Below are 12,491 nucleotides of genomic sequence, written 5' to 3'. Positions count from 1 at the left end.
GTCACAATTCAGTAGAATGACAATAAGCGCATGAATGACCTAAAAGTAGGACAATGAACGTTAGTTTTGATGATCTTCACCTGTTTAGCCAAACCGTCGTGCACGGTGGTATCAGTGCGGCGGCAGAGGCGAACCAGTTACAACGCTCTAAAGTGAGCCGACGTTTGCAAGAATTAGAGAAAGCGTTGGGCTGCCAATTGCTGATTCGAACCACGCGAACCATTGAGTTGACCGAGCACGGCAAGCGTCTGTTTGAGCTGGTGGGGCAACCCATAGAGCATATTCAACAAGGTTTGAATGTGATGCATGAATACCAACAAGAGTTGACGGGTAAAGTGCGTGTTGCGATTCCTTCTGCATTGATGAGCTCGGCGGCGTTTAATTCGATCATTAACGAATATACGACCCGTTACCCTGAGATGTCGGTAGAGATTGAGAACCACCAAGAGAGTGTCGATCTTAAGCGACAAGCGTTTGATCTTCAGCTTTTACCGAGCGTAGCGAAAGTCTCGGACGACAGCTATGTTCAGTTCAGCTTATTGCCTTACCGCAGTCACTTTGTCGCTTCCCAAGCTTATTTAGATGCCCATCCTCCTCTAAAAAGCATGGACGATTTAAAGCATCATCGTTTGCTGACTAACCGATACAATGCCGGATTGTTAGATCCAGAATTGCATGTGGCGGTTAGGTCGGACGATTTGAACTTGCTGCGGTTAATGGCGATTACAGGTAATGGCATCGCCTTTATCCCGCAAGTGCACTCTAAGCCAGCTTTAGAAGACGGCCAGTTAGTCGAAGTATTGCCAGAGTTCACGCACCCTAAACAACATCTGACGTTGATTTACCCATCTAATTTGTTTTTACCCAACAAGGTCAAAGTGTTAATCGAACTGTTTCGGGAACGATTCAAATAGCGTGAGCGGACAATAATTTTGCGAATTTGCTCATCTGATTATGCTGGGCTTCTGGTACATTCTTTATATTCAAATGCTTGAGCAGAGTGATGCTCTTGTCGCTCATAGGAGATGAGAATGTTATCGAAGAATACCACGGGTCTAATTGTTGTCGACGTGCAGGGTAAACTGGCAACGCTAATGCACGAAAGCGAAGCGCTGATTGAAAGTACGACTAAGTTAGTCAAGGGCGCAAAGGCTCTCAAGCTTCCTATTGTTTGGCTTGAGCAAAACCCAGACCGATTAGGCCCGACGGTAGAACCGATTCGTGAAGTGTTAGCGAAAGAGCACTTGGCGATTGCAAAGCATACCTTTGATGGTTGCAAAGAACCGACATTCAAACTCGCGGTAGAAAACGCCAAAGTCGATACTTGGTTGGTTTGTGGTATCGAAGCGCACATTTGTGTGTATCAAACCGCGGTGTCGCTGCGTCAAATGGGTTACAAAGTGGAACTGGTGACGGATTGCGTTTCTTCTCGAACGCCAGCCAACAAAGCGCTCGCGCTCGCAAAACTGACTGCGAATGGCGTTGGCCTAACAGGCGTAGAAATGTGTTTGTATGAAATGGTAGAAGATTGCCGAGCACCAGAGTTTAAAGAGATCTTAGGGCTCATCAAATAATAAACAATGGCAGAGACGAAGATGGAACTGAGAGCATTTGAAAAGGAAGATTACGAGGCACTCATCCGTTGGATTGATTCAGAGCAACTGAACTATCAATGGGGTGGGCCAAATTTCAATTTCCCTCTAGATCACCAACAGATTAGCCTCCATTGCGCGAAACCTGAAGTCTTGCCGTTTATGCTCGTTTGTGACGGGAAGCAGGCTGGTTATGTTGAGCTGTTTAAAGAGTCTCAATCCCAATTTCGAATTTGTCGTGTTTTTGTTTCCAATGATTTTCGAGGGAAAGGTCTTTCGAAAGTCATGCTCACGCAACTCATCGAACTGTCTCAAACTCAGTATCATGCTCAAGTCTTGTCGTTGGCGGTCTTTGAGCGTAATACTGTCGCGAAGAATTGTTATGAATCTCTTGGGTTTGAAGTGACGTCGCGTGAATCAGGAGAGCGTTCTTTTGATGGCGAGATCTGGGATTTGTTATTCATGGAAAAGCGTTTTTAGCACGAATATAACCCCCTTACTATCGACAAATTCAGGAAGAAACAAACACTACAACGCGAGCAGTATGAGTTTGTATCCATCTCCCCTGGCGCTATCGGCCTGCCAAGGGAAACACGTCTTATTATGGCTTACGCTTCGTCATGTGTATGACTCGACTCTTCATATGGATAGAGTGCGGCATTCGTCTCATCCAATCCTTCCGGCTCAAACTGATAGCCAGACCCCATGCTCATGTCTTTGTACTTCACCAACATCTTTTCAATAACGAGAGACTGAATACGCAGAGAATCCTTTCCTAACGTTGAGGCGATGTATTCACTGAACGCCTGAACCGTCACGTTATGCTTTTGTACGTTTGGTTTTGTACCAGTTTTCACTTGAATGACGAGGTTTTTTTCGTTCTCAGATATTTGAGTCAGATGCGCTTTAAACTTGTCATTGTAAACGTTGGATGTTGCCTTTAATCGCAGCTTGTTGATTCTTGGATACTGACTTTCGAGTTCGTCATCGAGCTTTTGGTGCAGCTTCAGATCTTTTAACGCAATGGATTTTTGCTGATCAATGCTGTTGAAGAACTTCATTTCGTTGGAGACATCAATATCTTCTGAAGAAGAGATAAATGCAGGGTCAAACAACACATTGCGGTTGAGCATAGTGAACTGTTCGATTGGTCGGCCTTTTACTGCCCCTTCATTGAGCAAGCTGTTTGGTGCTTTTGCGCCTTTCTCGTAGGTGTCACCACTTGTGACGCCAAGTGCAATATACAGCGTGGTATCATCTTTGACTTCTGATGTCGCCTCTTCTGCGGCTGAGATAAGATCCATTTCAGACATGAGTACGTTGCAGTCCATCATGGTGATTTTTTTAAGGTGGTTGAGTTTGCAAAAATCCACGACAGCTTTTCTTGTTGCACCGAAACCAACGGTACCGGACTCGAATGACCACCCAACCAAACCTACGCCAGCGGCTTGAAGTAGTGTCCCCATTTGTTCTTGATATAAGTTCAGCTCACTTTGGTGGACGAGCAGATAGACGGGGCGACTCATCCCCTCAGTGTACCAATACAGTTCTTGCAGCTTTTCTTTGGATTTAAACTCTTCCGGCATTCCGACAGAAGGTACCATTAACGCGGTACCTGAGTTGGATTGAGGTGGGATCTTAATATCAAATTGAGACATGCTTTCCGAAGCAGAATCGCGGCTTTGTTGCCGAGTTTGCATTGGGCTTGGGTCATTGATTTGTCGGCGATAATAAACGCGCTCTAGCTCATCATAGTTATTTAAAACCTGATCGACGGTGACTGGCTCGTACTTCAATGCGCCGGTGTTGTCATTAACGACATAACGGTAGTTAAAACGAATTAGCGCTTCTGGCGGTCTGTCTTGGATTGCCAAGTCATTTTCTTCAACGTGGTTTTGCCAGTTGAGTTGGAACTCGTTCCACTTCGCTAAGTTTTGAACGTCTCGTAATCGTTTCGCCGGAGCGCCTTCTTGTGAATGGTGAGACGCGTCATTCTTTCTTTTTTTTGTTTGGCTTGAGGAAGAAGCCGGTTGGTTATTTTCACCGTACATAAACGTGTTCACTTTTTTAAATTCAGGCGACGATAGGCTGATTCTTATCGTATTGGCATTTGGTTAGGCGCTTTGTTCGAGCGCAGCTGGCGGCCGTTAAGCCTTTGATACACTGGTTATATGCGTCAGTTGTATGTCGTCTTCAATAAAAGAAACGGCCACACGTAACAACCGATTTTCCACCTTCTGTACATTCAACACAGGTGTATTCTGTGACAAGTTGGGATGGTTAAAGATATTGATGACGGTTGATGGTTGGTTTGCACCGCAATACTCGCCCCATACATCTCGCTTTGAATATTTTCCCCAAATATCCCCAATCGGATAGGCATGCCCGACGATGAAGTCGTTCTGTGGGCAACTTTGGTCAGAATTGCCCGTTGCTTGAGGCGGCTGCGTAATGTTGACCGTTAGCACATCGCCAACTTTTAATGAAATAGGATCACTTTCAAACGTCGGATTGAGTTTGAGCAGCGCTTTTGCTGACAAACCGTAGAGAGGAGCAATGTCTGTCCACCATTCTTGTTTTCCGTCGTCTTTTGTTCTCACCTTATGATTTTTTATGTGGACGGGTTTAATGTCCGATTCAGTGGTTGTTTTGGTTCGTGGCAGCAAAGGCTGCTTCCCCACAGCTTTAAGTGCAGCAATATCGATTAAAGTGGCGTGTTGATCGAGCCAAGTTTGGTTGATTTCTGCAAGCGCGTCATTGGTAAGTTTTTCGCGACGATAGAAAATATGTTGCGCCGCTGCCTTCTTACCTTCAATAGCGACAGGGGCGAGTATCATGTTAAACGTTTTTGGGCTAATGAGCTCATCTGTCATGCCGTTGGCCGTAGAAGCCGTCACTTGCCAAGAGAATTTATCATTCCCTAGGATCGCCATTTCATACATTAGCTTCCCGTCATGGAAATAATAGTAATAACCTTGCGCTGCCCATCCTAATAACCCCTTGGTTTCTACCGCTGGAATAAATGGTAAGAACTCAGCATTAATATATTCACTACCAACTGGCTTGGGGGTGATTTTAAATTTTTGATTCAGGCCGATGTCTTGAAAAAGTTCATGTAAAAGGGTTTTGTCTTCGGCTTCGAAACACTCGGCAGATAACACCGTGCAGAGTGATGGTTGATTTTGCTCCAATTTGCTCCAGCGTTTTATCAACGGTTCATTTTGTGTTTTCGCTAAAGAAAAAACACCAGACTGCAGGGTATTTAAGTCATCTTTGGGAGCATGAATTTTTATTCGACATTCGAATCCAGCCTCGGCTTGAGATTGACTGTTGCTAACAACCGCACCGTAGCTTGCTTGAGTCGCGTTCTTTGACGTTGATGAGTAGTTTGTGCGTGAGCGGTTACTTGACGAAGACGTTACTGAATCGATAAGTGGCGCGTAGCCAGCTCCCCTCACACGTGTTGATGTTGGACGCTTCATTAATATCGCCTCTTGAATTTAATTGGTGATAGCTTAGCGGCAAATAAAAGAACGCACTATAGACAAAACAACCAATTCCTTTTGCTTACTTACTAAATCTATAGTCAGAACGAAAGTCACGCAGGGTAAGGTATTTAATGATAATAATGTTTTTTAAAGCGAGGAGGTGATGCAATAAATATTATTAATGCGAAGGGAGGGTAGATATATTTAAGGTTTATTTTAGCAAAGCGTGAAGCGCTAATTATTGGTTATTATTGACGAAAACTTAATAACCAATAACTGTTAATCACTCACTAGCGCTGTGGCTTATTAGAAGTACTAACAAGCTTATTCAAACTCTCTTTGGTATCTCGGCAGCATGGACTCATTGCCAAGCAACCCGCCTTGATGGATGTAGATGAGCGTTTTATCCTCGTTTTCTGCTAACCAAGGCTGCAAACATTGCCACATGTAAGGATCATAAAGCAGGTCAAACTCGAGGTTGGTATGGTCGTACAAGGCATTCCAGGTTTCGTAGTCGCTTTGGTATAAACGGCCAAAATGGTGTTTATTGCGCACCGAAAGTATGGTTGGGTGGTTTTCAGTTTCCAGTGTATTGAATTGCTCAGTCAGGTAGTCGGCATCCCCTACGCAAGCACAGGTAAGGACTTCGATTCCATGTGGCTTTAGGTGTTTACTCAGGTACAACGCGGTGGTTCCGGTTCCCGATGGCAACGCTACGGCAAACTGTTTTTTGCCTTCAAGGCGTGTCCAATCAAGCAGTTCACGCGCCAGTTGTTTTACCCCGGCTTCGGCAATCGTCGCTTTTCCGCCTTCTGGGACAACCAAGGTTGTGTCGTCCAACCCACGTACTTGCTCGATATACTCGGTTGGATGCAAAGTGGACTCGATGTCCTGCATCGCCGTGATATTCATACCTAAATCGAGCGCGCCTCGATAGTTGCCGATAGGGGAGTCTTTAAGCCAAGACGGAATATGTTGAACGTAGAACTCGAAGTTCCAGCCTTTGATTTGCGCCAGAGCGGCAAGGGAATACATCGCGTTGGATTGAGCTGAACCGTAACTGATGAGTGTTTTGATTTGGCTATTTTGCGCTTCCATCAGCGCCATAAATTTACGTGCTTTGTTGCCCGAAAAGTGAGAATGAAGCATGTCATCACGTTTAAGAAAAAAGGTGTGACCGTAAAAGTTATGTTGAGTTATCGGGCTTTCAGAGAGTTTCATGCTACTGCTGACGTGTCCAACCACGCGACCTGCCGTTCAAAAGGGCGCGTAGTGTAACGCCATTAAATCCAGATCAAAAGTCTGTGTTTGAGCGGTAGCCGGATTCGACTTCTTGTTAAAGTGGCAACCTTTCTTCACGCCCTGTTTCAGTTAATGTCCTTTTTTGAGTGTTTTTTCTTTGTGACATTCTTAACGTTCCTCGCCTTTCAAGGTTAAGACACGTAAACTACGCCGCTTATTTCAACTCAATCAGAAGGCTTGGTTTTGCAAACTCTAGAACAATTAAAAACAGGACAATTAGTAGGAACGAAACAACTGAAGTTGGCGGAAGGGCTAACTGAGTTTCCTATGGAAATTTTAGAGCTTGCAGAAACGCTTGAAGTGTTAGATTTATCTGGTAACGCACTGTCAGATTTGCCACCAGAACTGGAACAGTTGACCAAGCTAAAAATCATCTTTGCTTCCAACAACCAGTTTACGCACTTACCAGAAGTCATAGGCAAGTTGCCAAACCTAGAAATGGTTGGCTTTAAAACCAACAAGATCAAAGTGGTGAGTGAAGCCTCACTACCAACTCAGTTACGTTGGCTTATTCTGACCGATAACGAGATTGAAGTTCTCCCCAACAGTCTGGGTGAAAGACCGCGCCTAAGAAAGCTTGCACTGGCGGGCAATCGCATCAAGCAACTGCCAAATAGCATGGAAAACTTGGTTAATTTGGAATTGATTCGTCTTTCTGCGAACCAGCTAGAGCAGTTCCCTGATGTGTTGATGAAGCTGCCTAAGTTGGCGTGGTTTGCTTTTGCAGGTAACCCATTCTGCAAACACCCATCGTCGCTAAATAGTGTGCCGAGAGTGACCACAAACAGTTACTCACTTAACCATGTTCTCGGGCAAGGTGCGAGTGGCGTGATTTCTCATGCTAACTGGACTGACGTTCAATACGACTTCCCGAATGAAGTGGCGGTAAAAGTGTTTAAGGGCGAAGTGACCAGTGATGGTTACCCACATGATGAACTTGAAGCATGCTTGCAAGCAGGGCATCACAACAACTTGGTGAAATCCATCGCACAAGTTGATGATGGCGATGAACTGGCGTTGGTGATGGAGCTGATCCCAAACAGTTACTACAACTTGGGTTTGCCGCCAACGTTGGAAACCTGCACCCGAGATACATTCCCACAAGGGTTTACACTGACAGTCGAGCAAGTCAATTCTATTGTGGAGCAGATGGTGGACGTATTTAATCACCTGCACGACAACAAGGTGTGCCATGGCGATTTGTATGCGCACAATACTTTGGTGAATGAGCAAGGTGAGATGATCTTCGGCGACTTTGGTGCGGCGAGCATTTACGGTTACTTATCAGACGAGCAGCAAGCCGCAATCAGAGCCATTGAATCTAGAGCGTTGAAGTGCTTTATCGAAGATGTGTTTTCTGTGTGTGAAGTGTCGGAATTGGCGTCACAGGCATTCAATCGACTCGCTGCGCTTGCGGCATAAGACTTTATTTAACCGCGAAAGGTCGACAGACGATAGAAAGAGGTATCGAATTGCTCGTTTTAATACTGAGCCAATGAGATACCTCTTAATTGAATCAAGTGCTGAGGAAGTTACTCTGAGCAAGTCTCTTGATGCTCTGACGCAAGATCAATCATTGCCTCACATCCACCCTCTGGATGTGTACCAATCTTAAATTGCCAGCCATAACGCTGGCATAAATCATCCACAATCATCAAACCCAATCCGTGCCCATCAGAATGTGGAATGGTCGAAAAGCCTTCGCCTTCATCACGTACCGAGATGGTGTTTTCCCCCATGCTGATATGAATTGATCCCGATGGTGTCGCGGCGATGCCGTTGCGAATCAGGTTGCCAAGAATAATGGTCAACACAGCATTGGTCGCGCGCGTTTTTGGGTTTCCGTCGATCTGTACATCAAAGCTGAGTGCTTTCTCATCCGCCTGAGCTTGGCTTTGGAAGATGATTTGTTTCAGCTCTTCTTCGGTGATACTGCGCACCGGTGAATCGTCCGCATTGCGTTCATAACGCACTAAGCCGAGTAGGGCATCCACCATGGTCGACATTTGCTGCGTCGCATCCTGAATTCGGTTCACTTGGCGGGTTTGGAAATCCGTGTTCGCGCTTCTCGCCAGCAAGCTGCTTGAGCCTTTCATCACGGTTAATGGTGTGCGCAGTTCATGGCTCGCGTATCGTGCAAATGCTTGTTCGCGTTTGATGACCTGATTAATTTTATGACGGTATTCATTCAGCTCATCGGCAAGGGCTTGGAACTCTTTGGCTGAGCTGTCTGGCACATTGAACGTTTGTGAAGGGTCACCTTGATGTTGGTCTAGCTGGTTTTTCAGGGTGTTGACTGGTTCAATCAAACGTTGCGACAGACGGAGCAATAAACTGCCAAACAAGAAAATCAAAACCGCAACGATAGAAAGCACCATGGCGACGACCATAATGAATTCTTCAGAGGTAATTTCGATTTCATCGATTAAGGAAATCAGAATGATGGGGTGTTCGACACCTTTGTAAGTGTACGTGCTCATGTAGATCATTCTGGAGCTTGGCTCGTCACCCACTTCGTCTAAAAATCGGCTTTTTCCAATCAGGTATTGTTGGAACTGTTCTGGTATGAGCTGGATGTCATTGTATGCGGTAGTGAGAACGTCGAGTTTAATCACGCCTTGCTCAGGGTGAGACTGAAAGTGCTCGATGGCTTCTTTTTTATCGATCATGATACGGCGTTCACCGACACGATCCTCAGACCAAAGCAGTGCGCCTGTAATCAGAAGAAAACAAAAAATGCCAATCACGACCGACACCAAAGAGAAAAACAGAGCGAGCCGCCCTGTCATACTTTGTGTGCTTTGCGTGCTAGCAAGTAAGCGATTGATCATGCATCTGGCTCCAAGCGAAAGCCAACTTTCGGCACGGTGATCAGCACATGTTGTTCAAATGGCTTATCGAGTTGGTTACGTAGCTGGTAAATGTGGCTGCGCAGAACGTCGTTGTTCGGTTCGTTCTCTTGCCATAGCTGGAAGGCGATTTCTTCGCGTGTCACTACGTCTGGCGCGCTTTTCACAAGCATTTCCAGAATGGTGTAAGTGGTTGGGTTTAGCGCTAGCAGTTTATCTTGGCGGTACGCTTTACGCGTTCTTTGGTCGATAGACACTTCACCGTATTCCAACTTGCTCGATGCGACCGTGCCACGGTAACGACGAATCAGTGCCATCATGCGCGCTTCAAGAATATCCAGATCGAAAGGTTTGGTCAGGTAGTCATCGGCGCCGTGTTGGAAGCCTTTGAGCATATCGTCACGACTATCAAGTGCGGTCAGCATAAGTACCGGTGTGTTGTTGCCCGCATCGCGAAGTTTATTACACATGGTCAGGCCATCCATGCGTGGCAACATGAGATCGAGCAAGATGATGTCGAAGGTGTTTTCCATCGCCAGTTTCAGGCCGAGCTCGCCGTTGTCTGCATAATCGAGTTCCATACCTGCACACTCGAAATAATCGAACAACATGCCTGCGATTTCTCGATTATCTTCGACTAAAAGTACGCGTTTCATGTATTTCTCTCCAAGTGGGCGGGTTTTCGAAAATAAGACTTCGTCTTAACCGAACATTATTCACTAAGAACGTGAAAAAGATGTCAACAACATCTCTTTCACATTGATGTTTGTAGACTGGATTCATTCATCGGATTTAGTGGAAGAGTAGCATGTCAACCTTCAACATTCACGCTGCAGCCTTTTCAAAGGTGAGCCAAAACACTGAGCCTAAAACAGTTTTGTCTGTTGTGGTGCCATTCTTTAACGAGCAAGAAGTCTTGCCTGAATTTCATCGTCGTTTAGCCGCCGTTTTGGATGAAATGCCAGAACGCTGCGAAATCGTTTATGTCGACGATGGCAGCAAAGACGACAGCCTAATGATCGCGCAAAGCTTTTCTCAATCTTCTAGCGACGTTCGTTGTATTGCATTAAGCCGTAACTTCGGCAAAGAGTCCGCCATGAGTGCGGGTTTGGAACACTGCCAAGGTGAAGCGGTGATCGTGATTGATGCCGATTTGCAAGACCCGCCTGAGTTGATCCCGCAAATGGTATCAAAATGGCGTGAAGGGTATGACGTAGTGAACATGCAGCGCAGTGAACGCCACGGTGAAACTTGGTTCAAACGCTTCTCGGCCGCTTGTTTCTACAAAGTGCTTAACAGCATGGCGAAATTGGATGTGCCGGAGAACGTGGGCGATTTCCGTTTATTGAGCGCAAAAGTGGTTAAACACATCAATGCGTTGCCAGAGCGTAACCGATACATGAAAGGCATTTTTTCTTGGCCTGGTTTCAAGCAAGTGACGGTGCAGTTTGAGCGTGATGCTCGTTTCTGTGGTGAAACCAAATGGAACTACCTCAAGCTGATTGGCCTTGCAATGGACGGCATTACCTCGTTTTCCATTCGCCCTTTGCGCTTAGCGACACTTGTTGGTGCCTTAGTGGCGGTCAGTGCTTTTATTTATGGTGCATTCATTGTGATGAAAACCGTTGTGTTTGGTGAGCCTGTCACTGGCTACCCATCCATGATGGTCGTCCAACTTGCATTGGGCGGTGTGCAATTGCTGTCGATTGGTCTTTTAGGCGAATACATTGGCCGCATTTTTGTCGAGACCAAGCAACGTCCTCTTTATCTTGTTCAGTCTGTTTATGAGCAGCCTGCAAAACATCAATCCATCCAAACCATGAAGTTTAAACTGGGAGAAACCGCGTAATCATGAGTATTAATAAAACCCATCTGTGGCTGTTGTTGGCGTTTGCTCTTTTACTCCGTCTTATTTCACTCGCCGCTTACCCTTTGATGGACACTACAGAAGCCCGCTACGGCGAAATGGCGCGCTTAATGGTGGAAACCGGCAATTGGCTTACCCCACAGTTTGATTACGGCGTGCCTTTTTGGGGGAAACCACCCCTGTTCACGTGGATGAGTGCTTACGGCATTGAGCTGTTTGGATTGAATGAATTTGCAGTGCGCGCGCCTCATTGGTTAGCGGGTGTTGCTACGATTGTTTTTGTTGCTTTCATGGCGCATCGTGCAGGCTTTAATGCAGTCATCGCAGCGTTGGTATTAGCGACGTGTGGCATCTTTTCAATTGCGGCGGGCGCAGTGATGACCGACATGGCACTGACGTTGGCAATGACCATGGCGATGGTCGGCTTTTACTATTGTTGGCTCGGCAAAGACAAACACAGCCGATTGTGGGGTTACCTCGGTTTCTTTGGTTTGGCTTGTGGGTTGTTGGCAAAAGGTCCCGTAGCGATAGTGATCATGGGCATCGCAGTATTTCCTTGGCTTGTGATTCAGCATGGTTTCTTTGGCGCTTTTAAAGCCTTGTGGCAGCGGTTTCCTATCGTATCGGGTTTGGCGCTTATGCTGGCGGTTGCTCTGCCTTGGTACATCATGGCAGAAATGGCAACGCCGGGCTTTATTGATTACTTTATTGTTGGTGAGCACTTTAAGCGTTTTGTTGTCAGCGGTTGGGAAGGGGACCTGTATGGCTCTGCTCATGATCAACCACGTGGGATGATCTGGGTATTCTGGCTGCAGTCGGCTGCGCCTTGGTCAATTGTATTGCCTATCTTGGCGTGGAAACGTCGTAAGGTACTCAAAGCCATTGAGACTGATCATCAAGGCCTATTTAGCTTCCTGATGTGTTGGCTGATTTCCCCAATGATCTTGTTCACCATGGCTGGGAATATTTTGCCTGCTTACGTACTACCGGGTGTGCCTGCATTGGGTATCTTGATTGCGATGCTGGTGGATAAACACGATTTTAAATGGTTGACCGGAACGGCGGCGGTGTTACCAGCCCTGCTTATGATTGCGATGTTGGTTTTGAATATGGGTAAAGCAGACAGCCGCAGCGACCGCATCATCTTCGCGCAAATTAATGACAACGCTCCGGTATTTTACATTGGTAAGCGTCCGTTCTCAGGCCAGTTCTATAGTCATGGTCAGGCGAAAAAACTTCAAGATAAGAATGACTTAAACAATCTAAAGAAATTCCATCTGATTGGTAAATCGCAGCAAGTGGATAGCATGATTCATGAAAATGCGTTGAGTTGTACCAACGAGTTCACAGCAAAATCGAAACGCTCACTCTACACCTGTGTGATTGGGTAACG

At 46.1% G+C, this 12,491-nt stretch carries 11 protein-coding genes; 6 read left to right on the top strand and 5 right to left on the bottom strand.

Annotated features, from left to right (window positions below; all coding sequences use genetic code 11):
* Nucleotides 1-53: 53 nt before the first annotated feature.
* From VJL_RS19315 to VJL_RS19305, 3 genes are all read left to right on the top strand, one after another.
* Complete coding sequence (locus VJL_RS19315) at nt 54-914, top strand: LysR family transcriptional regulator (protein ID WP_038880582.1); 861 nt, start codon at nt 54-56, stop codon at nt 912-914.
* A gap of 117 nt (nt 915-1,031) precedes the next feature.
* A complete protein-coding gene (locus VJL_RS19310; RefSeq protein ID WP_038880579.1) occupies nt 1,032-1,574 on the top strand; it encodes a hydrolase in 543 nt (180 codons plus the stop codon).
* A 21-nt stretch (nt 1,575-1,595) separates the two neighbouring features.
* The gene (locus VJL_RS19305; protein ID WP_038880675.1) at nt 1,596-2,072 is read left to right on the top strand and encodes a GNAT family N-acetyltransferase; all 477 of its coding nucleotides are present in this window, start codon (nt 1,596-1,598) and stop codon (nt 2,070-2,072) included.
* A gap of 128 nt (nt 2,073-2,200) precedes the next feature.
* Here the strand turns inward: VJL_RS19305 and VJL_RS19300 are convergent, their stop codons facing one another.
* The 3 genes from VJL_RS19300 to VJL_RS19290 form a co-directional block, all read right to left on the bottom strand.
* Complete coding sequence (locus VJL_RS19300) at nt 2,201-3,643, bottom strand: hypothetical protein (RefSeq protein ID WP_038880576.1); 1,443 nt, start codon at nt 3,641-3,643, stop codon at nt 2,201-2,203.
* A gap of 96 nt (nt 3,644-3,739) precedes the next feature.
* Nucleotides 3,740-5,074, bottom strand: coding sequence for a hypothetical protein (locus VJL_RS19295; protein WP_038880574.1), 1,335 nt, complete (start codon nt 5,072-5,074; stop codon nt 3,740-3,742).
* A 330-nt stretch (nt 5,075-5,404) separates the two neighbouring features.
* Complete coding sequence (locus VJL_RS19290) at nt 5,405-6,301, bottom strand: 1-aminocyclopropane-1-carboxylate deaminase/D-cysteine desulfhydrase (protein WP_038871923.1); 897 nt, start codon at nt 6,299-6,301, stop codon at nt 5,405-5,407.
* A gap of 264 nt (nt 6,302-6,565) precedes the next feature.
* Here VJL_RS19290 and VJL_RS19285 point away from each other — a divergent pair, with 264 nt between their 5' ends.
* Nucleotides 6,566-7,804: a leucine-rich repeat-containing protein kinase family protein gene (locus VJL_RS19285; RefSeq protein ID WP_038880571.1), complete on the top strand. Its 1,239-nt coding sequence runs from the start codon at nt 6,566-6,568 to the stop codon at nt 7,802-7,804.
* Nucleotides 7,805-7,914: 110 nt separating this feature from the next.
* Here VJL_RS19285 and VJL_RS19280 read toward each other — a convergent pair whose 3' ends face one another.
* The gene (locus VJL_RS19280) at nt 7,915-9,213 is read right to left on the bottom strand and encodes a sensor histidine kinase (protein WP_038880569.1); all 1,299 of its coding nucleotides are present in this window, start codon (nt 9,211-9,213) and stop codon (nt 7,915-7,917) included.
* On the bottom strand, nt 9,210-9,887 hold the full coding sequence (locus VJL_RS19275) for a response regulator transcription factor (protein ID WP_038880564.1): 678 nt from the start codon (nt 9,885-9,887) through the stop codon (nt 9,210-9,212). Before VJL_RS19275 ends, VJL_RS19280 begins: the two co-directional genes overlap by 4 nt.
* A gap of 152 nt (nt 9,888-10,039) precedes the next feature.
* Between VJL_RS19275 and VJL_RS19270 the strand changes: the two genes are divergently transcribed.
* Nucleotides 10,040-11,080 carry a glycosyltransferase family 2 protein gene (locus VJL_RS19270; protein WP_081635011.1) on the top strand — a complete coding sequence of 347 codons (1,041 nt, stop codon included), beginning with the start codon at nt 10,040-10,042 and terminating at the stop codon, nt 11,078-11,080.
* 2 nt (nt 11,081-11,082) lie between these two features.
* Nucleotides 11,083-12,489, top strand: coding sequence for an ArnT family glycosyltransferase (locus VJL_RS19265; protein ID WP_038880561.1), 1,407 nt, complete (start codon nt 11,083-11,085; stop codon nt 12,487-12,489).
* Nucleotides 12,490-12,491: the final 2 nt, after the last annotated feature.

This window comes from Vibrio jasicida CAIM 1864 = LMG 25398 (genome assembly GCF_000400365.1).
Taxonomy (GTDB): Bacteria; Pseudomonadota; Gammaproteobacteria; order Enterobacterales; family Vibrionaceae; genus Vibrio; species Vibrio jasicida.
This window is presented reverse-complemented; position numbering and strand designations above follow the sequence as displayed.